This is a genomic window from Antarctobacter jejuensis (genome assembly GCF_052266595.1).
Lineage (GTDB): Bacteria > Pseudomonadota > Alphaproteobacteria > Rhodobacterales > Rhodobacteraceae > Antarctobacter > Antarctobacter jejuensis.
On the sequence record NZ_JBQQXJ010000017.1, the window covers coordinates 46,412 to 68,577 of the forward strand.

Sequence of the window (22,166 nt, forward strand, 5' to 3'; positions counted from 1 at the left end):
ACGCGCCCCGCCCGGCCCTGCGCATATGGAGGAGAGTGCCATGAACGCCCGGCTTACGCCCTGGCTATTCCTGACGCCCGCGATCCTGATCTACGGGATCTTTGGCGCCTACCCGATTTTCCAGACCTTCGCGATCAGCCTGACCGACCAGGTCGGCGTCGCGGCGCCCGGAAAGTTCATCGGATTGCAGAACTACGTCATGCTGTTCCAGGACAGTTATTTCCTGAACGCGCTCAAGAATACCGGAATCTGGGTGATCGCATTCCTGATCGTGCCCAATACGCTGGCCATCACGATTGCGCTGCTGGTCAAGCAGACATTCTGGGGTGCGGGTTTGATCAAGACGGTGTTCTTTCTGCCGCTTGCCCTGTCCTTTGCCATCGTCGGCGTTGTCTGGGGTTGGATTTATGAACCCGACGTCGGCCTGCTGGACCAGTTGCTGATCGGACTTGGGCTGGACGGATTGATCGTCGAATGGCTGGGGCCGGAGGCCGCGACCTATTCGGTGATCGCGGCGGCGGCCTGGCGGCAGACGGCCTTTGCCACGGTGGTCTTTCTTGCCGGCCTGTCGGCGATCCCGCAGGAGTTGATCGAGGCGGCAAAGGTGGATGGCGGCACGCGGCGGCAGATCTTCTTTCGCATCACGCTGCCCTTGCTGAAACCTGCCAGCACCATTGCCGTATCCTCGGCGCTGATCCACGCGCTCTTGGCGACCGAGATCGTTCTGACCATGACAGAGGGCGGGCCGTTCGGATCCTCCGAAGTGGTGGGCTACCGGATGTATATGGAGACCTTCTGGAACTACAAGTTCGGCTATGGCGCAGCGATTGGCGTGATCGTCACCCTGATGACGGCAACCATGGTGGTGCCCTATGTGCGCCGCATGGCCAAAGCCCAGGAAAGAGACTGGAGCTGAGGACAGGCACATGACCGATGTAACCACACAAATCACGGCCACCGTTTCGGCAGCCAACCGCACAGAAGATCGCGGCACGTTTCGCGAGCGCTTTGAAGAGCCTGTCATGCGCGGCGGGCAGATCTTTCTGCTGTTGCTGCTGGCACTGGTGTTCTTCCTGCCCGTGTTCGGGACTCTTCTGACCTCGATCCGCACCATCCCGGACATCACGCAAAACGGCGCCTGGGCGCTGCCGTCCAGCTATGAATGGGGCAACCTGGGCCGCGCCCTCATCGAGATGCTGCCCTACCTGCGGGCGTCGGTGATCATCACGCTGCCCTCTGTTGTCGGCACGCTGCTTGTGGCGACGATGGCGGGCTACGCCCTCAGCCGGATGCGGTTCCAGGGGCGGATCTGGATGTTCCTCGTGATCGTCTCGCTCAGCTTCGTGCCGATCCATACGCAGCTGATCCCGGTGTTTCGCCTCATGTCCGATCTGGGCCTGCATGACACCTTCGTCGCGCAGATCATCGTCCACATCATGCGGCAGATCCCCTTTGCGGTGCTGATCATGACCAACTTCTTCAACACCGTGCCCGGAGAGCTGCGTGAGGCGGGCCGCATCGACGGCGCCAATGAATGGACGATCTTCCGCCGCATCTACCTGCCGGTGGCACGTCCTGCCCTGTCCGCGCTGATCGTTCTGGAATTCACCTGGATCTGGAACGACCTGCTTTGGGGCCTCGTGTTGACGCAGGGCTCTGGCAAGAAGCCGGTGACGGTGGGGATCCTGTCCTTCGAAGGCGAATACGAGATCGCCTGGAACATGGTGGCCTCGGGCGCGGTTGTTGCCGCCATCCCGACGCTCGCCGTGTTCCTCGTTTTCCAGAAACACTTCATCCGCGGGATGACAATGGGATCGGTCAAGGGCTGAGGTCCGACCGACACGGAGATTTCAAATGGCAGATGTAACCATCAATCAGGTCATCAAGAACTACGGTGCGGTCAAGGCGATCAAGGGCATCGACGTCGACATCGAAGACGGAGAGTTCGTCGCCCTCGTCGGACCCTCGGGCTGCGGCAAGACCACGCTCTTGCGGATGATCGCGGGGCTGGAGGATATCAGCGGCGGGACAATCTCGATCGGCGGCAGGGTGGTCAACGGCCTGCAGCCCAAAGCACGGGACATCGCCATGGTGTTCCAGAACTACGCGCTATACCCGCACATGAAGGTGGCCGACAACATGTCCTTTTCGATGCAGCTTGCGGGCGCCTCGAAGGACGAGATCCGGGCCAAGGTTCAGGATGCGGCGCGTATCCTGAACCTCGAACCCTACCTTGACCGCTATCCGCGCGAACTGTCGGGCGGTCAGCGCCAGCGCGTTGCCATGGGCCGCGCCATCGTGCGCAATCCCAAGGTGTTCCTGTTCGATGAGCCGCTGTCGAACCTCGACGCCAAGCTGCGCGTTTCCATGCGGGCCGAGATCAAGTCGCTGCACCAGCGGCTTGGCACCACCGCCGTCTACGTCACGCACGACCAGATCGAGGCCATGACCATGGCCGACAAGATTGTGGTGATGAGCGAGGGGCGGATCGAACAGGTCGGCACGCCGCTGGAGCTCTATGACGAACCCGCCAACCTGTTTGTCGCGGCCTTCATCGGTTCGCCGTCGATGAACCTGCTTCGGGCAGAGGCTTGCTCGGGCGGGGTGCGGTTTGCCGATGGCACCGTGCTGGCGCTGTCCGGCGCCGAGGGGCTGCAGACCGGTCGCCCGGTGATTGCGGGCGTCCGCCCCGACACCTTCGAACTGGCGCAGCAGGGATTGGCGGTGCAGGTCGATGTGACCGAGCCGACAGGCGCGGAAACGCAGGTTGTCGGAAAGATCGGTGACAAGCCGGTGACCTGCCTGATGCGTGAACGGATCAGCGGCAAGCACGGGGATGTGCTGCATGTGATGCCCCGAGGTGCGGTGCATCTCTTTGATCCGGAAACAAAATTGCGGATCGGCACGGCACAGGCGGCGCTTGTCCATTGAGCAGCAGCTGTCAGACAGTGCCGGAGGCGGGTGCGCCCGCCTCTGTCGTTGTGGCCCGCCCCTTGTTGGCGGGCATGGTGTTGGTGGCCCTGGCCGGAGCCATCCTTGCAACGCAGGACGCCGCCATCAAGGAAATGACGGTGCGGCAATCACCGATCCAGATTTCGTTCATCCGCTACGGCTGGCACGCGCTGTTCGTGGCCGCGTTCCTGTTCCTGACGGGCAAGCGGCAGATTTATCTTACCCGTCGGTTGTCCCTGCACCTGGTTCGGGCGCTGCTCCTGTTGATCGCGTCGACCTCGATGTTCGTGGCAATCGCCTATGTGCCGCTGTCTCAGGCGACCGTGATCCAGTTTCTCAGTCCGGTGGTCGTGACGCTGTTGTCCGTGGTTTTCCTGGGGGAGCGGATCGGCTGGCGGCGTATCACGGCGCTCTGCCTTGGGTTTTGCGGCGTGCTTGTCGTTGTCGGCCCCGAGGCCGGCCGCAGTGAGGGCCTGTCTCTGATCTGGCTCCTGCCGCTGCTTTCGGCCTTTGGGTCCGCCGGATACGTGCTGATGACACGTCGCCTGTCGGCCCCTGACGAGGTCGCTCCGGCCATGGCCTTGATGCCGGTCATCTGTTTCCTGGCGTTGGCCCCGGCACAAGCGGTTTTCTGGAGCCCGATCGCCCTGACGGACATCGCCATTCTTGCGCTGATGGGGCTGACTGGCACCGTGGCCCATGTCTGCATCCAGTTGGGGATGCAGGCCGCGCCTGCCTCTGTCCTGTCTCCATTCCTCTACAGCCAGGTGATCGTGGCCAGCCTCTGGGGCATCGTCTTCTTTGACGATCCGATGAGCGCGGGCTTCTTCCTTGGTGCTGCCCTGATCATCGGCGCGGGTCTGACGATCTGGTGGATCGAACGCCCGAAGCCTGCCGCCTGACACTCAAGACCGAAAGACCGCTCATGACTGCGAAGAACATCATTCTCTTCATCACCGATCAATGGCGCTGGGACACGCTGAACCAGCCGGGGCATCCGTGCAAGCTGCCCAACTTGCAGGCGTTCAGGGAGGAATCCACCAACCATGTGAACGCCTTCACCTCGACCCCTCTGTGCACGCCGGCCCGCGGCACCCTGTTCACCGGCAAGCTGCCCCACCAGAACGGCACGATGGACAATGTGCAGGGGTCGTCCTTTTACCCGCACGGCAAGCTGCACCCCCACCACCGCACCTACATGGAGCGTTTGCAGGATGAGGGCTATCAGGTGTCCTTCATCGGCAAGTGGCACCTTGGGGCCGGGACGCTGACAGAACGCGGGATCGACAATCATCTCAGCGATGGCGGCGATCAGGCCCTGATCCCGGCCAACGATCTGGAATTCGCGGAGCCGCGCAAAACGCCGTTCTATGGAACGATCACGCAGGGCGTTCATATGGACGAACAGCGCGTCAGGGCCGGGATTGCCCAGCTGGAACGCCTGTCGGCAAGCGGCAAGCCCTTCTGCCTGATCGTCTCGCTGCCCGGTCCGCATTTCCCGCACCACGTCCCCGAAGACTGGGTCAGACTGTACGATGACCTGCCAGAGGACTTCATGCCGGACAACTTCATCCCGCAATTCACCGAAGAGGGCAAACCGCAGGCGCAGGGGGCCCATTACTGGCCCTGTCAGGATACCCGTGGGCTGACCCAGCAGGACTGGCGCCGCACGGTCCAGCATTACTGGGGGTTCTGTTCGTTCATCGACGATCTGTTCGGTCGGTTCCGTCGACGGGTAAGCGAACTGGACCTGGATGGGACGACCTCAATCGCCTTCACCGCCGATCATGGCGAGATGCTGGGCGCGCATGGATGGTTCGACAAGGGGCCGTTCTTTTACGAAGAGGTCATGCGCATCCCGATGATGATCCGCGACGCGGGGCAGGCAGAGGCACGCTCGGCCGAGAGCTTCGTCAGTTTCCGGGACCTGCTGCCCAGCCTTCTGGCCAACAGTGAAGCAGCGGGCATTCTGACGCCCGAAGAGGCCGCGCGCAGCTATGACGGGCCGGAGCGGGACGCGGCATTCTACTGCTACGACGCCTATCAGGGACGGCAGTTCAAATTCCGTGGTATCCGCGAAGCCCGCTACAAATACGCCTGGAGCCCGCATGACATCGAGGAACTCTATGACCTCGAAACCGATCCGGGAGAGCGCAGAAACCTCGCCGGCGACGTGGGTCATGCCGCCGAAAAGGCCCGGTTGAAGGCGCGTCTCTTCGACTGGATGAAGGCGGAAAACGATGGGCTTGCCCATGGCGGATATCAGCTTCCGGTGGGCAGCTACATCGACGGCCGCCCGGCCTATGAACAGCACGACCACCAACAACATTTGAACCCGGCGCTGAAGCAATGATCATAACCAACATCAAAACCTACATGCAGCGGGTCGATGACCGTCCGCGCGTTCTTGTCGCCGTCGAAACCGACGAGGGAATCACCGGATGGGGCGAAACCTATGCCCACGGGCCGGAACGGGCGATGGCGCCGATCCTCGACTATTTTGCCACGCATCTGCTGGGCGAAGATCCGCGCCGGGTCACCTTTCTGCACGAAAAGCTGATGCATGTGGCACGCTTCCCGCCCGGGGCGCTTGGCCTGGCGGCGTTTTCGGCTGTCGATCATGCCTTGTGGGACATTGCCGCAAAGGCGCTGAATGCCCCGGTCTACCAGCTGTTGGGAGGGCATGTGCGTGATCGCGTCCGGGTCTATTGCACCGCCATTGGTGCGCCCGACAACGGCGTCGAGCTCCTGTCGAACCTGCATGCCGAATTCGGCTTTACGGCTTTCAAGCTGTCGCCTTATCGCAAGCATCCCTTCCAGCATCGGTGGGGTGAGGTCTGCGAGGCAACGGCCGATTACTTCCGCACGCTGCGCGAAGGCCTGCCGTCCCATTTCGAGATCGCCTTTGACGCCCATTCGGTGCTGATGGAGGGGATCGACGCGGTGCGGCTGGCGCGGGCCATCGAACCCTACGATCCGTTCTTCCTCGAAGAACCGCTGCGCCCCGAGCATATGCCGGCATGGACCGCCATGAAGGCCAAGCTGAACATTCCGCTGGCCACGGGTGAGGCGCTGTTCAACCGGCATCAATTCCTTGCGTTGCTGACGGCACAAGGGGCGGACATCGTGCAGCCCGATATCGCCGTGGTCGGCGGGCTGACAGAGATGCGCCGAATTGCCGAAGTGGCCGATGCCCATTCCGTTCCCGTCGCGCCGCATAACCCGATGGGTCCGCTGGCGACGGCGCATAACGTGCATTTCTCTGCCGCCTGTCCGAACTTCAAGATCCTCGAATACAAGGTGCATCGCGACGTGCCCTGGATCGCGGATCCCTACATTCCCGTGGATGGACACCTTGATTTACGCCCGGATCGTCCAGGCTGGGGCGTCGAGATCATCGAAGAGGCGCTGCAGACCGATGAATACACCCATTGGTCGCGGCCCCTGCTGCACAAGCCCGATGGCGCGACGACCTATGCCTGAGTGCTGGCTGCCATTGCCTTCAGGGCAAATTCCGTCGTCAACTCGATATGGCGCGCCGTCAGCGCGCAGGTCGTGTCGATGTCGCGGGCAATGGCGGCCTTGTAGATCGCCGCATGTTCGGCGGGCGTATCGCGCCCGCTGGCGCCCAGGCTGCGCGACAGGTGGCGATAGCGTTCGTGATGAGCATAGATCTGGCCGCGCAGGTCCAGCAGCCAATGCGACGGCGTGGCCGAAACCAGCGCGTCGTGGAACAGGCGGTTGCGTTCTTCGATCTCCTGCGGGCCAGTGCCCCTGTCCTCGGCCAACTTCAGGCTGTGGTAGGCCGCTACAACATGCGCCTCCCAGTCGTCACCGCCACGGCTCAGGCTGTCGCGCAACGCCTCGCTTTCCAGCAGGATCCGGACCCGACCCAGATCTTCGACATCCTCCGCCGAAACGTCGCGCACGTAAAAGCCGCGGTTGAAATGCTGTACGACAACCCGTTCGCCGATCAGACGCGACAGGGCCTCTCTCAGGGGGGCCGCGCCGAAACCGAACTGCTTTCGCAGCTCGGCGATCTTGAGCTTTCTGCCAGGCGCCAGGCCTCCGGTCACGATGGCCTGCCGCAACGTGGCATAGGCTTTTTCAGCATCGGTGACAAAGGCGTCTTGTTCCATGGATCGTCCGGATTTTGCGGTTGTCCATGTTTAGGGGCAGGGGCGGCGCAATCCAAGTCCGGGCGGCGCAGGGCGTTAGAAAGCTGACATTTATATCATATGATATTACTATTCAGAAAGGCGTCGACCCTATGCAATACCCCGAAAATCCGTTTACCCGCGGGCTGCGCGCGAAAGACCCGCAGATCGGTCTGTGGATCAGCCTGGCCAGCAACTTCGCCGCAGAGGTCGTGGCCCCCGCAGGTTTCGACTGGGTCCTGATCGACATGGAGCACAGCCATAACGACTATGCCTCAGTGTTGGGTCAGTTGCAGGCTTTTGCCCCCTACAGCACGGTTCCCATCGTGCGCGTCGAATGGAACGATGCCGTTGCGGTCAAACGCTTGTTGGATATCGGGGCGCCCGGACTGCTGTTTCCGATGATCCAGACAAAGGAAGAGGCCGAACGCGCCGTTGCGGCCACGCGGTATCCCCCGTGCGGCATCCGGGGCGTTGCCGGTTCCACCCGGGCGACGAAATTCGGACGCATCACCGACTATGCGGCGCGTGTCGAAGAGGAAACAGCCGTGCTCTTGCAAATCGAGACCTGCGCCGCGCTGGACCGGGCCGAAGAGATTGCCGCCGTCGAGGGTGTGTCCGGCGTATTCTTTGGCCCTGCGGATATTGCCGCGGACATGGGCAAGCTGGGCCAGCCCAGTTTGCCGGAGGTCTGGGATCGTATCAGGCCCGCTGCACACCGCGTCATGGAGATGGGGGTGCCGGTTGGAACCCTGGTTTCGGACAGAGCTTTGGCCGCCGACCTGCTGCGCGAAGGTTTTTCCTTTGTGGCCTGCGGCACGGATACCGGCCTGCTGGCGCAAGGCAGCGATAGCCTGCTGGCTGACATGAGGGCGCGCATCCAAGGCGCATGACGGCGGGCAAGCGGTGTTGTCGGCACCTGGAGAATCCGGTCGACAAGATGCAGCACTGGATGTTAAACATAATATGAATGAACTTTATGCTGATCGGAGGCATGGCAGGTGTTGCGTAAGAAGATGTATGTCGGCGGCGAATTGTTGGACGGACAGGCCACGCTTGATGTCGTGAGCCCGGCCACCGAAGACTGCGTGGCGCAGGTTGCCGCCGCCGGGTTGGATGATGTTCAACACGCGCTGGAATCGGCGCGCGACGCGGCCGCCGGCTGGGCGGCGACGCCGATTGCCGAACGCCAGGACTGGATGTTGAAACTCCGCGACGCGGTGATCGCCAACGAAGAGATGCTGCGGGACTGCATCCACAAGGAGATGGGCAAGCCCTGGGGTGGGACGCAAGAGGATTTCGACCTGCTGGAGCGCGCGTTGAAGTTCTACGCCGAAGAGATCCAGCGCGTGCATGACGAAACCCTGCGCGACCTCGACGGCACCCACGAACACCGCATCGTCTATGAACCGGCAGGGGTGGCAGTGGCCTATCTGGCGTGGAACTTCCCGTTGCTGAACCTTGCCTACAAGATTGCACCGGCGATGGCGGCGGGCTGCCCGATCATCATCCGCCCCTCGGCGGCGACGCCGGTGTCGGCCTATGCGGTGGGCGAGTTGTGCCAACAGATCGGCCTGCCTGCGGGGGCGGTGAACATCCTGACAACGGACGGCTATGCCCCGTCGGACGCGCTGGCGGCCTCGACCATTCCCAACGTGATCACTCTGATCGGGTCGATCAATACGGGCAAGCACCTGATGAAGGTGGGTGCAACCTCGATCAAGAAATACTCGATGGAACTGGGCGGCAACGCTCCGGTGCTGGTCTACAAGGATGCGGACCTCGATCTTGCCGCCGACATCGTGACGACGGTCAAGTTCAACAACGCGGGCCAGATTTGTGTCACCCCGAACCGCGTCTTTGTCGAACGGGAGGTCCATGACGCGTTCCGGGAAAAAGTCGTCGCACGGGCAAAGGCCGCCAAGGTCGGTTTCGATCGCTATGCCGATATCCAGACCGGCCCGATGATCGACGGCCGCGCCTGGACGCGGGTCAAGGGGTTGATCGATGACGCGGTGGACAAGGGCGCGGGGCTGCTGGCCGGGGGCGACCGTCCCGAAGGGCTGGACAAGGGGTTCTTCATGGCGCCCACCGTTCTGGACGGAGTGACGCCTGAAATGCAGATTTACCAGAACGAGATCTTTGGCCCGGTGGTCAGCCTGATCCCCTTCGATGACCGTGACGAGGTACTGGAACGCGCCAATGACGGTGAGGAGGGCGGCCTTGCCTCCTACATTTTCACGGCCGACCTTGCCCTTGCGGACAAGGCCGCCAAACGGCTGCGCTACGGCGAAGTGCAGATCAACGGTGTGAAATATGACATTTACCTGCCGCACGGCGGCATTGGCCAATCCGGCATCGGCCACGACTGCTCGCGTCTTGCCCTGAACGACTACCTTGTCGTGAAGCGCATCAGCCGCGCACTGACATAAGGGAGGATTCCATGAAAATGGAAAACATCACCACCGGGCTGAAAATCACGAAGATCACCAGCCACGTGCTGCAATGCGACATGCCCGAGGAACTTGGCTATTCGCAGCAATACTACGCCAAGCGCACCGCGCATCTGGTAGAAGTCGAGACCGATCAGGGGATTACTGGCTGGGGTGAGTGCTTTGGCCCTGGCAATGTCGCGCTGGCGAACAAGGCGATTGTCGAACGGGTCATCCAGCCGATGGTGCTGGACATGGATCCGATGGATCGCGACGTGATCTGGCATAAGGTCTACAACCTGCTGCGGGATCACGGGCAAAAGGGGATGCCGTTGCAGTCCTTGTCGGGTGTCGACATCGCGCTTTGGGACATCGCCGGCAAGGTGACCGGACAGCCGATCCACAAGCTGATTGGCGGGGCACATCGCACGCATGTCCGATCCTACGGTTACGGCATGATGCTGAAACGTGAGAGCGTCGAAGATCATGTCGCGCGTTTCGTGGATGAGGCCGCGGCGATCCGGGACATGGGATTCGCCGCGACCAAGATGAAGATCGGCCTTGGCGCGAAGGATGACGTCAAACTGGCCGAAGCGGTGCGTCGCGGCGTCGGTGACGGTTTCGATTTCATGGCCGATGCCAACCATGCCTACAACACGGTGGACGCCTTCTATGTTGGGCGCGCGCTGGAAGAGTTGGGCGCGTTCTGGTTCGAAGAACCGGTGGCGCCCGAGGATCTGGACGGCTACCGCGAATTACGGGCCGGTCTGAAGGTCAACATTTCCGGTGGCGAGGCGGAATTCAACCGCTGGGGCTGGCGCACCCTGCTGGAATCACGCGGGCTGGACATCGCCCAGCCCGAGGTCTGCGCCTTGGGCGGTATCACCGAGTACCTGCGCGTGCTGGCACTGTGCCACGCGCATTTCACACCGGTCTTCAACCACGTCTGGGGCTCGGCGATTGCGGTGGCCACCAACCTGCAACTGCTGGCGGCCATGCCCCCGATGCCCGGCGGGCTTTTCCCGCGCGAACCCTGGCTGGAGTTCGACACGACGGAAAACCGTTTCCGCGACCATCTGCTGGCGGAACCGCTGGACATCCAGGGGCAGGTTGCGCGCAACGATGGTCTGATCGCAATTCCCACCGGGCCGGGACTGGGCGTCGAACCGGACCGGGACTTCATAAAGGCCTATGAGATTGACTGACCGCACAGGGCAACCGGCCTTCGTCGGCGTGGACTGGGGTACCTCCAGTTTTCGCCTGTGGGTCCTGTCAGCCGGGGGCCGGGTTCTGGCAGAACGCAAGGGCGGGGAGGGCATGTCCACCCTGACGCCCGACCAGTTCGGTCCCGTGCTGCAATCCCACCTGGAAGGGTTGAGGGTCCCGCATGACGTACCGGTCTTGGTCTGCGGGATGGCCGGGGCGCGAACGGGCTGGCGAGAGGCTGGGTACATGGATCTGCCGCTCCGGCTGTCCGATCTTGCGACTGCGACCACCTGCGTGCCCGGCTTTACATGGGATGTTCGCATCCTGCCGGGCGCCGCACAGCGGCAAGCGATGTCGCCCGACGTCATGCGCGGTGAAGAGACCATGTTGCTGGGGGCCTTGCGGCTTGGGGGGCAAGGCTGGTTCTGCATGCCGGGGACGCATTCCAAGTGGGCGCAGGTTCAGGACGGGGTGCTGACCCGCTTCGATACCTTCATGACGGGCGAAACCTTTGCGCTTTTCTCTGGGCGGTCCACGCTGTCGGGGTTTGTCTATCCGAACCGGTTCGATGCCGCCGTCTTTGATTGCGCGGTCGAGGCGGCCTTTCAGCGGCCCCAGGATAGCTTGCGAAGTCTTTTCCAGTTGAGGGCCGGCCCGCTGTTGCAGCTGGTCGACCCCGGCGAGGTTGCGTCCCGCCTTTCCGGGCTTTTGATCGGAATGGAAATCGCTGGATGCCAAGAGGCGGTTTCGGGTGAGGTCTGCCTGATTGCTTCGGGCCTTCTGGCCGAACGGTATTCCCGCGCGCTGGCCGTTGCGGGCATGGGGATCCGTCATCTCGATGCAGACAGGGCGGTGCGTGCAGGATTGTCTGCCGCCGCCGAGGATCTTTGGCCGCAGACACAACACAAGGAGACAGCAAGGTGACAGCTGCCGAACTATGGTCGTCTTTGGACGTCAAACTAATCGCCATCCTGCGCGGTATTTCCCCGCGCGAAACCGTTCCGACCGTGATGGCCCTGTTTGACGCCGGGTTTCGCGCGGTGGAAATCCCGCTAAATTCGCCTGATCCCTTTTCCTCGATCGCGCGCGCGGCGGATGTGGCTCAGGACTATGGCGCATGCCTGGTCGGGGCAGGCACCGTGTTGCAGGCAGAGCAGGTTGAGCAGGTCGGAGAGGCGGGAGGAAACCTGATTGTTTCGCCGGATGTGAACCCGGAGGTCGTCGAGCGATCTGTTCAGGCGGGCATGGCCAGTTTCCCCGGTGTTTTCACCGCCACCGAGGCGCATCGGGCGATCCGGCTTGGCGCAACGGGGTTGAAGTTCTTCCCGGCCTCCTTGGTGCGCGCCGCGGGAATCAACGCCATCCGCGCGACCCTGCCGCAGGGAACTCAGATCTGTGCGGTCGGCGGAGTCGGCCCGGCGGACTTCGAAGAGTACAAGGCGGCGGGCGTGGTCGGTTTCGGTCTTGGGACCAATCTGTACCGGCCTGGGGACACGACCACACAGGTCGCTGCCCGCGCAAGAGAGGCTGTCGCGGGGTATCGCGCAGCATATGGCGCTGCAGTCGCCGCCGAATGAAACAAAGCCGCCGCAACTTGCGGCGGCTTTGCCGTTTTGGTGCTGCGGCCTGTCGTCAGTGCCAGCCGACGCGCGGGGCGACCGGGATCATGTCATCGGGACGCGCGCGGATCATGTCGTGGTGTTCCTTTCGGATGGCCTGGTAGTCCGGGTCATCGAAACGGTTGATCATCTCGACCGGATCGTCCTGCAGGTCATACAGCTCGCCGGTGTCGGTCTTCAGGTCCATCGACATGCGATAGCGTTGGCTGCGGACCGTCATCAGGTCCATGTCCACGGCGGACCGCAGGCTGTCCACCTCGTATTCCGACAGGGCAAAGTCGCGGGTTTGCTCACCCGTCCAAAGCCCGCGCCAGGATTGCCCGTGGCCGTCGGGCGTGGGCAGGTCGGCCAGGTCCGCCGCCGTTGCCAGCACGTCGACGGTTCCGACGGGATCGTCGATCACCCGGCCCTGCGGTACGCCGGGCCCCTGGATCAGGCAGGGCACGCGCAGCAGCCCGTCGTACAGCATCGGCCCCTTCAGCAGCAGCCCGTGATCGCCCAGCCACTCGCCGTGATCGCTGATGAAGATCACATAGGTGTTGTCCAGTTCGCCCTTGGCGCGCAGAGCGTCGAGGATGCGGCCCACTTCGTGATCGACCGAAGAGATCATGCCGAAATAGATCCGCGTGATGTCGCGCAGCGCGGCCTCGGTCAACTCGCCCTTCTGACCCCAGTCGATGCCGCCGGCGTTGTGTTCCGACCCCTGCTTGATCGGCTTGGCGCGGTCCTCGACGAAGGCGCGGTGCCACCAGGGCCGTGCATCAAGATCCAACTCCGGATGCGGGGCGATCGTGACCTCGTCGCGGTCATACATGTCACACCAAGGCTGCGGCGACAGGAACGGCGGGTGCGGGTCGGGAAAGGACACCCAGGCCATCAGCGGCTTGTCGCCCTTGTTCTGGATCATCTCGACCGCGCGATCACCGATCCAGGGCGAGGAATGCCAAGGCGCGTCCAGCGCCGAACGCCAGGCCTGAAAATGTTCGGTGTCCGGTTGAAGGCGGTCCTTGGCCCGGTCCCAGCGTTCCTGTCCGCGCCCGTCCTGATCCAGCCAGTATTCATAGTGCAGTGCCTCGGGCGGATCGTACCATTGGGTATGGTGGTGTGGGCGCAGCATCATCTGCACGTCGTCAAAGCCCATGTAGGACCCGCGCCAGTCCGGGGCAAAGTCCTTGGCGCTCTTGTAGCATTCGGCCCGCCCGGTGGGTTCAAAGGTCTGCTGGCTGGACAGATGCGCCTTGCCGACGAAATGCGTGGCATATCCCGCTTTGCTGAACATCCCTCCCAGCCCGGCCTCTGCCAGAGCCTCGTCAAGGTCGCGGCCATTGTCCCGAACGCCATGGCTGTAGGGCAGTTTGCCGGTCAGGATCGAAGAACGCGCCGCCTGGCACATGGGGTGCGGCGTGATGCATTTGCTAAAGCGCACGCCCGCGGCGCCGATGCTGTCGATATGTGGCGTGCGCACGCCACGGCCCTCTGGTCCGATGCAATCGCCCCGCTGCTGGTCTGTCGAGATGAGTATGACGTTCGGCTTTCGGCGCATGGCGTGCCCCTTCTGTCTGATTGGAATCTGTGGGTGGACCCTGTCCAAATAAAGCACCCTCATGGAAGGATGTACAATAGATAAAAAATAATGTACGATTTAAAAAGGAAGAGAGGAGCATCCTGAAAATGATTCGTAGCTTGTCTGCCGCAACCGCACTTGGCTTGCTGATGGCCTCGTTCGCCGGGGCGCAAACCGTTCTTGATGTCGTGGCGTGGAAGGGAAACGAAGCAGAGCCTGCCGGCCTGCCTGAGCTGATCGAGAAATTCGAGGCGGCCAATCCCGATATCGATGTCGAGTTGACCTATGTCGCCCGCAAGGACGTGGACAAGGTGATCCCGCCGCGCCTGCAAGGCGGCAACCCGCCGGACGTGACCATGGTCGACAGTTCCCTGGTCGACTTGTGGGGCGGGGCGGGGTTCCTGACGGATCTGGGAACCGACAGCCCCTGGTATGATCGGATGATCCCGGCGGTGCGCAACGTGATGACCCGCGACGGTCAGATCCTTGTCTACCCGCTGGAAGTCATCGGCATGGGCAATTTCGTCAACATGGACCTTCTGGCCAAGGTCGGGATCGACAAGGCGCCTGTCACGCTGGATGAGCTCAAGGCGGCCTGCAAGGCCCTGTCGGCTGAAGGCATCGCGCCGATGATCTTCGCGGGCGGTTTTCCGGCCATGCTGTTTGTCGGGGCCAACGGGATCGACCCCAACGGGATCTCTCCGGCGGAATACGGCAGCGGTGACCGCAGCTTTGTCGACGACGAGAACTTCAATGCTTCGCTCGACAGCGTGCGCGATCTTGTGGCGGCAGAGTGTTTCGACCCCAAGCTTCAGGCCGGTCTTGACCCCTGGGCGACAGCGCCGCAGGAATTCCGTGCCGGCAACGTGGCGATCCTGCCGCAAGGTGCCTGGAACATCGGCAACTTCTCGGCAGTCGAGGGGCTCAACTATCAGTTCGCGCCGATGCCCTCGGCCTATACCGAACACGGTCTGGCACTGGACCTCGTCGGGCCGGGCTGGGCGATCCCGCGGGATGCCGAGCACAAGGAAGCCGCCCGCAAATGGGTCGATTTCTTTGCCGAAGAGGAAAATCTGAACGTCTTCCTCGCCGCCGAAGGCGCTTACAGCCCCTACACGGGCGGCGTGTCGACCATGCCGGATCTGGCCGCGCCCTATACCGCAGCGCGTGACGCGGGCAGCCTGATCCTCTGGCCCTTTTCGACGCTGGAATTCCCGAAGATCCTGCAATCGGAATGGGAAGACAGCATCACCGGCTTCCTGCTGAACATCGACGAAGACAACGAAGAAACGCTGGAGCGGTGGGACTACGCCATCGAAGACAGCCTGTAAGTCCGCAGGCCCGGGGCCTCGCGCTCCGGGCCTACACACCACCCAAGGCCAGGGGGAGGAAACCATGCGCGCCAGACAGTCCTTATACTTGTTCACGATACCGGCCCTGCTGGTGATCGGCCTGTTCTTTATCCATCCGATCATCCTGACCTTCGACATGAGCCTGACAAACTACAAGGGCATCGGCGAGGCAAAGGACATCGGCTGGCGCAACTACGAGCGCATCTTCAGCCGTGATCGCTATCTGCAGGAAATCTGGCTGACGCTCTGGTACACGGTGATCGTGGTCTCGGCGCTGACGGTCACGGGGCTGTTTTTTGCGGCCATGCTGCACCGGCTGCCGCTGATCCGCAATTTCAGCCGTGCGGCCCTGTATACACCCGCGATGATGTCTTTTGTGGTGGTCGGCTATGTCTGGCAGTTCCTCTACTCGCCGCTGAACGGCGGGATCAACGTGGCGCTGCGCGATCTGGGTCTTGGCGCGTGGGAGCAGAACTGGCTGGGCGATCCCAACATCGCGCTCTATTCCGTGGCCTTCACGCAGATCTGGATGTTCACTGGTTTCACCTGCGCGATCTTCCTGGCGGGCTTTGCCGGCATACCGGAAGAGATCAACGAGGCCGGGCGGCTGGAAGGCGCCTCAAGCTGGCAGCGGTTCCGATACCTTGAACTGCCGCTCCTCGGCCCGTCGATCACCGTTTCGGTCATGCTGACCACCATCGGCACGCTCAAGACCTTTGAACTGCCCTTCATCCTGACCAAGGGCGGGCCGGACGGCGCGACGCGCCTTCTGTCCATCGACATCATCGACAACCTTTTCGGCCAGTACAAATTCGGTTTCGCCAGCGCGCTGTCGATCGTCATGCTGGTGATCGTGCTGGCCGTGGCCTTTATCCAGAACAAGGTCCTGCGGGACCGGGAGCACACGTCATGAGCCTGACCGACGCACAAACCGCAGCGCCGGACCGCGCCGGCCCCGACTGGGACCTGATCAAGCGGCGCGCCAAGTCGATCCTGGTGCATGGCATCGTGCTGGCGCTGGTGGGTATCATGCTTCTGCCGCTGATCTACATGGTTATGATGTCGTTCAAGACCTCGACAGAGATCGCGCAGGATCCGCTGGGCCTGCCCGACAGCCTGTACTGGGGCAACTACATGGCGGCTTTGTCGTCCATGGGGTACGTCCGTTCTGTCATCAACTCGCTGGGCATCACCCTGTCGGTGATCGTGGTGGTGGTCTTTGCCGGCGCCATGGCGGCCTATCCGCTGGCCCGTCTGCAGAACCGCCTCAGCCGCGTGATCGTCATGGTGATGGCGCTGGGTCTGGCGACGCCGAACTTTGTCACCATTACGCCGATCTACGTGATCTTCCGCGACCTTGGCCTGCTGGACAGTTACCTTGGCATCGTGCTGGCCTTTGCGGCGCTGAAACTGCCTCTGGCGGTGTTCTTCTACACCAGCTTCATCGCGGCCATCCCGATGGAGTTGGAAGAGGCCGCGCGTTTGGACAACTGCAACAACTGGCAGATCTTCTGGCACGTGATCCGGCCCTTGCTGGCGCCGGTGACGGCCACGCTGTCACTGTTCGTGATGATCATGGTCTGGAATGATTTCATCTATCCGCTGCTATTGCTGACTGACAAGGACAAGCTGACGGTGATGATCGCGGTCTACAAGTTCGTGGGCAACACCGGCATCGACCCGACCAAGCTGTTTCCAGCGGCGGTTCTGGGCTCGCTTCCGCTGCTGCTGATGTTCGCGGTGTTCCAGCGCAAGATCATGTCCGGCGCCACGGCAGGGGCGGTGAAATGAACCTGGACGGCAAGCACATCATCATCACCGGCGCCGCGGCGGGCATCGGGCTGGGCATCGCGCGGGCCTGCGCCAAGGCGGGCGCGCAGGTGACCGGGTTCGACAAAAACGACGGCACGGCGCAGATGACTGAGATCGGCGCGGAGTTCGCGCAGGTCGATGTCACCGATCTCGACGCTTTCGAAGGCGCGCTTGCGGCGGCGCATGACCGCGCCGGGCGTCTGGATGGTATGGTGAACAACGCGGGCGTCACCATCAAGGTGCCGTTCCTCGACATGACCCGCGACCAGATGGAAACGCTATGGACGGTGAACCAGCGGTCCGTGCTGGTGGGATGCCAGGCGGCCGGGCGGATCATGGCCAAGGCGGGTAAGGGCGCAATCGTCAATATCGCCTCGGTCCATGCCCGCGCCACGAACCCCGGCCACGAAGGCTATGCCGCGACCAAGGCCGCTATCGTGGCGATGACCCGCGCCATGGCCTGGTCCCTGGGCACCAAGGGCGTGCGTGTGAATGCCATCAGCCCGGCGATGACCCGGACCGAGATCGTGGACGCGGCGATGAAGACACCGGAACTGGCGGATCGCTTCCGGTCATGGACGCCCGAAGGCGAGGTGACCACCGTGGATGAGATCGGCGCGCTGGCAGTGTTCCTGCTGTCCGATGCGGGCGCGGCGCTCAACGGTTCGGACGTGCTGGCGGATCGCGGCATGTCCGCGCTCTTGGATATTTTTGACTTGGAGGGGAAGCGCAATGGCTGAACTGGCGCTGAAACAGGCGGTGAAACGCTACGGGGCAACGCAGGTGATCCACGGTGTGGACCTGAAAATCGACGACGGCGATTTCTGCGTCTTCGTTGGCCCCTCGGGCTGTGGCAAGTCCACGCTCTTGCGCATGATCGCGGGTCTCGAGGAAACCTCGTACGGGCGCATGACCATCGGCGGGCGCGACGTGACCCACATGGACCCGGCCAAGCGCGGCGTGTCCATGGTGTTCCAGACCTATGCCCTGTATCCGCACATGACCGTGCGTGAGAACATGAGCTTTGGCCTCAAGATTGGCGGCACGCCCAAGGCCGAGATCGCGAAGAAGGTCGACGAGGCCGCGCGCATCCTCAAGCTGACCGACTACATGGACCGCAAGCCCAAGGCCCTGTCCGGTGGTCAGCGCCAACGGGTAGCCATCGGCCGTGCCATCGTACGCCAGCCGGATGTGTTCCTGTTCGACGAACCGCTGTCCAACCTCGACGCCGAACTGCGGGTCGAGATGCGGGTGGAAATTGCCAAGCTGCACAAGCAGCTGGGCGCGACGATGATCTATGTCACCCATGATCAGGTCGAGGCCATGACCATGGCCGACAAGATCGTCGTGCTGCGCGATGGCCGGATCGAACAGGCGGGTTCGCCCGCGAAACTTTATGAAGACCCGGACAACCTGTTCGTCGCCGGCTTCATCGGCTCTCCCCGGATGAACCTTTTCGACGGCACTGTTGTGGCCTCGGATTCCGGGCAGGTGACGGTGTCCGTGCCGCGCCTTGGGGCGGCGGCCCTGCCGGTGCGGGTCTCGCAGCAGCTTGTTGCCGGTCAGAAGGTCAAGATCGGCCTGCGGCCCGAGCATTTCGCCTCTGACGGCCCCATGCGCGCCGAACTGGAGATCGACGTGATCGAGAACCTTGGTGGCGTGTCCTATGCCTATTCCTCGACCGAGGGTGAAGCGCATCCGGTAATCGTGGAACTGCGCGGAACCGCGCGCCCGACGACCGGTGGCCCGCTGTCCATTGCTTTCGATCCTGCCGCGGCGCTGGTCTTTGACAGCGAGAGCGGCGCACGGATCCGCTGAGGGTACGCCCCGCCGCAACCTCCCTGCGGCGGGGCAGGTGGCCTACGCCTCCGGCCAGTTTGCGCGGTAGGGTGGCAAGCCCGCCACCTCCATTTCTACCGTGAACAGGCCGCCAGCCTCCGGGTTGGCGGCTTTTTCGTCTTCGGTCATGCTGAAGGTGCCGGTGGTCACGAACAGGGTCTTCAGGCCCGCGCCGCCAAAGGCGCAGTTGGTCACGATCTCACACGGCAGGTCGATCCGCTTGGTGATCTCGCCATCCGGCGTCATACCGATGACCTGTCCCCGGTCGCAGATCGCGATCCAGAGCGTGCCTTCGGAATCCACCGTCATCCCGTCCGGCTTGCCGGTGGTCTCGTCGAATGTCCGCAGCACGCGCCAAGCCCCGTCCTCGAAAAGGTGCATCACGCCCGGCACGCTGTCGATGAAGTACATGCGCGCGCCCTCCGGGCTGAACGCCAGGCCGTTAGAGATCGTGCAGCCGGTCATCATCGGCTGTGGTCGTCCATCGAAATAGCGATACAGCGTGCCGGTCGGGCCCTTGGCGCCCTCGGACATGGTTCCGACCCAAAGCGCACCATCCGGTCCGGCGATCATGTCGTTCAACCGGTTGCCGGGAATGTCGGGTTCCGGGTCATGCAGCGTCGTGATCATGCCACTGACCGGATCCACCCGTCCCAGCCCGTGTTTGGTGGCAATCAGCAGGTTGCCGTCCTGATCCAGCGCCAGCGCGCTGATGAGGTAGGGCAGGGCGACCCGCTTGGCCTGTCCGGTGGCAGGATCATAGGAATGCAACGCCTCGCCCGAGATATCGACCCACCACAGCAGGGCGCGATCCGGATCCCAGAGCAGGCCCTCACCACATCCGGCCCGTGCCGGATCGACGCATATCGGCGATTCCATGTTCACTCCAAATAAAAATAATGTATGATACTATATATATGACGCATGATTTGGCGAAAACCCTTGACGCCAAACTATCCCGGGTGAACGGTGCAGTATGAGCGATTTCGGCCCCATTTCCCTCTCCGCAAACAAGGACGCCGCAGAAACGACGTCTTCGTCGATCTACGACGCCATTCGCCATGACATCCTGTCCGGCGCGCTGGAGGCAAACGCACGCCTGAAGATCTCGGAACTGGCCAAGCGGCACAACACATCGACGAACCCAGTGCGCGAGGCGTTGCAGCAGTTGCGGGGTGAGGGCTTGGTCCTGTTCACACCGAACCAGGGCGCACGCGTGCGGCCCATAGACATGGAATTCGTCCGCGACGTGGCCGAGGTGGGCTATCAACTGGAGCCCTACTTACTGAAGTTGTTTGTCGAAACCGCCAGCAACGAGGACATCGCAGAGCTTGAGCGGATACAGGATGAGATCGAGGCGTTGAACTTCAAGGACAAGGCGCGTCATACCGATCTCAACCACGCCTTTCACGAATACATGTACGAACGCCACTACAACCGGGTTGCTTTCAACGTCTGGAAGCAGCACCGTGAGATCCTTGGATCAATCAGCACACGCGTGCCGATTGCCATTGGTCGACAAGAGGCGATCATCCGAGAGCACCGTGCCTTGATCGACGCGATCAAGGCACAGGATGTGGATCGGGCCTTGGCAGTCCTGAACCAGCATATTGGCGATGCCGGGCGACACGTCGTGGACCAGTTGCGAATCGAGCAGACGCGCTCATCCCGACAGCGCAGCGCCTGAGCGCAGGCAGTCACTTGCCGCGTAGGTGCAGGCGGGACCTGGCACCGGGCAATCTCCATCATGTTGAAGTTCTCGGCCCGTGGGTCCTGTGCCGTCTTGGGCAGGACGCCTGTAAACTTTCTGACATAACGAACGTTTCTCACGGAATGATCGAAAGATCCTGCGGAGTTTCTTGGCCTGCCGAAGTGCAGCGACCCCTGTCTTCTTCACGTTGACCGAGTGCATGAAACATAAAAAATAATGTACGATCTGTAAAATTGATGTATCGTCGTTCCAGTAAGATTCGCTGGAGGCCGAGACGTGACTGGAAAACCCATTGAAGCCCTGGCAACGCCGACCGCGCTTTCACCGGGAGCCTGTGTGACCTCTTCGGTGGCCATAGCCGCGATCGAGGCGATCCCGGCGCGCGTGGGTGGGCGCAATCAACTGTTGGTCAGGGTTGAAACCGGCGACGGGCTGGTGGGCTGGGGCGAGTCCGGATTGTCTTCGCGCGAAGCTGCGGTTGCCGCGGTGGTCGAGGATTTCGCCCGGTTCCTTGTCGGGCGTGACTCACGCCAGATCGGTCGGATTTGGCAGCAGACCTATCGCAGCCAGTATTTCGAAGGTGGGCGCGTTCTGACCGCTGCCATGTCGGCCATCGATATTGCGCTGCATGACCTGTTGGGCAAGCGGTTGGGCGTGCCCGTCTATCAACTTCTGGGTGGCAAGCACCGGGACGTGGTGCCGACCTTCGCCAGCTTCCTGTCCACCTCGATCGAGCAATCGCTGGCGGACACCAGAACGCTGGTCGACGCTGGCTGGGATTGCGTGCGCATTTATCCCGACGGGTTCAATGGGGACACGATCTTTGATCCGCGCGCGTCGCTGGGCGGAACGGTCGAAACGCTGGTCGCCCTGCGTGAGGCGTTTGGCCGCGACCTTTGTCTGGGGATCGACCTGCATCACCGCTATTCCCCAGCCGAAATCGCCAGCTTCTGTCAGATGCTGCCTCCCGGAACGCTTGATTTCCTTGAGGAACCCATTCGCTCGGAAAGCCCCGAGGCCTATGCCGCGCTTCGGAAGATGACCGGGATCCCCTTTGCCGTCGGCGAAGAGTTCGCATCGAAATGGCAGGCGGCGCCGTTCTTGGAGCAGGGGCTGACGCAATACATGCGTCTCGACATCTGCAATATCGGCGGGTTTACCGAGGCGATGAAGATCGCCGGGTGGAGCGAACGCCACTACGTCGACCTGATGCCGCACAATCCGCTTGGCCCTGTTTGCACCGCGGCCAGCGTCCACATGGCAGCGGCGGTGCCGAACTTTTCATGGCTGGAGACGCGGCAATCGCCGGTCGAATCCCTTGGTTTCCACGACAAGGCGATGTTCCCGGTTCAGGTCGAACTGGATGGTCCCGTCTACCCCGTGCCCGAGGCACCCGGGTTGGGCGTGGAGGTGGATGAAACCGTTTTGCGCAACAGCAAACCAGAGCATGTGGAATGTCCACATCTCACCAAGCCTGACGGCTCTGTCACCAACTGGTGACGCTTGACTACCCGGAGGAGGA

At 62.4% G+C, this 22,166-nt stretch carries 21 protein-coding genes; 18 read left to right on the plus strand and 3 right to left on the minus strand.

The annotated features are described in order from the left end of the window. Positions 1 to 40 precede the first annotated feature (40 nt). The 6 genes from ACTXGA_RS19980 to ACTXGA_RS20005 are packed head-to-tail and all read left to right on the plus strand — an operon-like array spanning position 41 to position 6,435. Entirely contained in the window at positions 41 to 916 is an 876-nt protein-coding gene (locus tag ACTXGA_RS19980; protein ID WP_443396395.1) for a carbohydrate ABC transporter permease, read from the plus strand. A 10-nt stretch (positions 917 to 926) separates the two neighbouring features. Continuing rightward, entirely contained in the window at positions 927 to 1,829 is a 903-nt protein-coding gene (locus tag ACTXGA_RS19985) for a carbohydrate ABC transporter permease (RefSeq protein WP_443396397.1), read from the plus strand. Between the two features lie 25 nt (positions 1,830 to 1,854). After that, positions 1,855 to 2,931, plus strand: a complete 1,077-nt coding sequence (locus ACTXGA_RS19990; RefSeq protein WP_443396398.1) for an ABC transporter ATP-binding protein — start codon at positions 1,855 to 1,857, stop codon at positions 2,929 to 2,931. Further along, positions 2,928 to 3,854: a DMT family transporter gene (locus tag ACTXGA_RS19995; protein ID WP_443396400.1), complete on the plus strand. Its 927-nt coding sequence runs from the start codon at positions 2,928 to 2,930 to the stop codon at positions 3,852 to 3,854. Before ACTXGA_RS19990 ends, ACTXGA_RS19995 begins: the two co-directional genes overlap by 4 nt. A gap of 23 nt (positions 3,855 to 3,877) precedes the next feature. Then, a complete protein-coding gene (locus ACTXGA_RS20000; RefSeq protein WP_443396401.1) occupies positions 3,878 to 5,305 on the plus strand; it encodes a sulfatase-like hydrolase/transferase in 1,428 nt (475 codons plus the stop codon). Continuing rightward, positions 5,302 to 6,435, plus strand: a complete 1,134-nt coding sequence (locus ACTXGA_RS20005; protein WP_443396402.1) for a mandelate racemase/muconate lactonizing enzyme family protein — start codon at positions 5,302 to 5,304, stop codon at positions 6,433 to 6,435. The genes ACTXGA_RS20000 and ACTXGA_RS20005 overlap by 4 nt, the downstream gene beginning before the upstream one ends. Here ACTXGA_RS20005 and ACTXGA_RS20010 read toward each other — a convergent pair. Continuing rightward, a complete protein-coding gene (locus tag ACTXGA_RS20010) occupies positions 6,426 to 7,091 on the minus strand; it encodes a GntR family transcriptional regulator (protein WP_443396403.1) in 666 nt (221 codons plus the stop codon). The two genes, ACTXGA_RS20005 and ACTXGA_RS20010, sit on opposite strands and share 10 nt — an antisense overlap. Before the next feature lie 131 nt (positions 7,092 to 7,222). On the opposite strand from ACTXGA_RS20010, the gene ACTXGA_RS20015 reads away from it, so the two are divergent. The 5 genes from ACTXGA_RS20015 to ACTXGA_RS20035 all read left to right on the plus strand — a co-directional run bounded on the left by ACTXGA_RS20015 (position 7,223) and on the right by ACTXGA_RS20035 (position 12,324). Further along, positions 7,223 to 8,002: an HpcH/HpaI aldolase family protein gene (locus ACTXGA_RS20015; protein WP_443396404.1), complete on the plus strand. Its 780-nt coding sequence runs from the start codon at positions 7,223 to 7,225 to the stop codon at positions 8,000 to 8,002. 108 nt (positions 8,003 to 8,110) lie between these two features. After that, on the plus strand, positions 8,111 to 9,541 hold the full coding sequence (locus ACTXGA_RS20020; RefSeq protein ID WP_443396405.1) for an aldehyde dehydrogenase family protein: 1,431 nt from the start codon (positions 8,111 to 8,113) through the stop codon (positions 9,539 to 9,541). Positions 9,542 to 9,579: 38 nt separating this feature from the next. Then, positions 9,580 to 10,746 carry a mandelate racemase/muconate lactonizing enzyme family protein gene (locus ACTXGA_RS20025; RefSeq protein WP_443396457.1) on the plus strand — a complete coding sequence of 389 codons (1,167 nt, stop codon included), beginning with the start codon at positions 9,580 to 9,582 and terminating at the stop codon, positions 10,744 to 10,746. Further along, positions 10,739 to 11,671, plus strand: a complete 933-nt coding sequence (locus tag ACTXGA_RS20030; RefSeq protein WP_443396406.1) for a 2-dehydro-3-deoxygalactonokinase — start codon at positions 10,739 to 10,741, stop codon at positions 11,669 to 11,671. The genes ACTXGA_RS20025 and ACTXGA_RS20030 overlap by 8 nt, the downstream gene beginning before the upstream one ends. Further along, positions 11,668 to 12,324: a 2-dehydro-3-deoxy-6-phosphogalactonate aldolase gene (locus tag ACTXGA_RS20035; RefSeq protein WP_443396407.1), complete on the plus strand. Its 657-nt coding sequence runs from the start codon at positions 11,668 to 11,670 to the stop codon at positions 12,322 to 12,324. Before ACTXGA_RS20030 ends, ACTXGA_RS20035 begins: the two co-directional genes overlap by 4 nt. A 55-nt stretch (positions 12,325 to 12,379) precedes the next feature. Here ACTXGA_RS20035 and ACTXGA_RS20040 read toward each other — a convergent pair whose 3' ends face one another. Further along, on the minus strand, positions 12,380 to 13,909 hold the full coding sequence (locus tag ACTXGA_RS20040) for a sulfatase family protein (protein ID WP_443396408.1): 1,530 nt from the start codon (positions 13,907 to 13,909) through the stop codon (positions 12,380 to 12,382). 128 nt (positions 13,910 to 14,037) lie between these two features. Between ACTXGA_RS20040 and ACTXGA_RS20045 the strand changes: the two genes are divergently transcribed. The 5 genes from ACTXGA_RS20045 (at position 14,038) to ACTXGA_RS20065 (ending at position 18,912) form a co-directional block, all read left to right on the plus strand. Then, positions 14,038 to 15,261 (plus strand): ABC transporter substrate-binding protein, encoded by a 1,224-nt coding sequence (locus ACTXGA_RS20045; RefSeq protein ID WP_443396409.1) that lies wholly within the window; start codon positions 14,038 to 14,040, stop codon positions 15,259 to 15,261. A gap of 64 nt (positions 15,262 to 15,325) precedes the next feature. Further along, on the plus strand, positions 15,326 to 16,195 hold the full coding sequence (locus tag ACTXGA_RS20050) for a carbohydrate ABC transporter permease (RefSeq protein ID WP_443396410.1): 870 nt from the start codon (positions 15,326 to 15,328) through the stop codon (positions 16,193 to 16,195). Next, positions 16,192 to 17,073: a carbohydrate ABC transporter permease gene (locus tag ACTXGA_RS20055; protein WP_443396411.1), complete on the plus strand. Its 882-nt coding sequence runs from the start codon at positions 16,192 to 16,194 to the stop codon at positions 17,071 to 17,073. Before ACTXGA_RS20050 ends, ACTXGA_RS20055 begins: the two co-directional genes overlap by 4 nt. Further along, the gene (locus tag ACTXGA_RS20060) at positions 17,070 to 17,834 is read left to right on the plus strand and encodes an SDR family NAD(P)-dependent oxidoreductase (RefSeq protein ID WP_443396412.1); all 765 of its coding nucleotides are present in this window, start codon (positions 17,070 to 17,072) and stop codon (positions 17,832 to 17,834) included. The genes ACTXGA_RS20055 and ACTXGA_RS20060 overlap by 4 nt, the downstream gene beginning before the upstream one ends. Further along, positions 17,827 to 18,912, plus strand: coding sequence for an ABC transporter ATP-binding protein (locus ACTXGA_RS20065; RefSeq protein WP_443396413.1), 1,086 nt, complete (start codon positions 17,827 to 17,829; stop codon positions 18,910 to 18,912). Before ACTXGA_RS20060 ends, ACTXGA_RS20065 begins: the two co-directional genes overlap by 8 nt. 42 nt (positions 18,913 to 18,954) lie before the next feature. On the opposite strand, the gene ACTXGA_RS20070 is transcribed toward ACTXGA_RS20065, so the two are convergent. Continuing rightward, positions 18,955 to 19,812, minus strand: a complete 858-nt coding sequence (locus ACTXGA_RS20070) for an SMP-30/gluconolactonase/LRE family protein (RefSeq protein ID WP_443396414.1) — start codon at positions 19,810 to 19,812, stop codon at positions 18,955 to 18,957. A 97-nt stretch (positions 19,813 to 19,909) separates the two neighbouring features. On the opposite strand from ACTXGA_RS20070, the gene ACTXGA_RS20075 reads away from it, so the two are divergent. Continuing rightward, complete coding sequence (locus tag ACTXGA_RS20075; RefSeq protein ID WP_421904961.1) at positions 19,910 to 20,620, plus strand: GntR family transcriptional regulator; 711 nt, start codon at positions 19,910 to 19,912, stop codon at positions 20,618 to 20,620. Positions 20,621 to 20,920: 300 nt separating this feature from the next. Further along, the gene (locus tag ACTXGA_RS20080) at positions 20,921 to 22,144 is read left to right on the plus strand and encodes a mandelate racemase/muconate lactonizing enzyme family protein (RefSeq protein ID WP_443396415.1); all 1,224 of its coding nucleotides are present in this window, start codon (positions 20,921 to 20,923) and stop codon (positions 22,142 to 22,144) included. Positions 22,145 to 22,166: the final 22 nt, after the last annotated feature.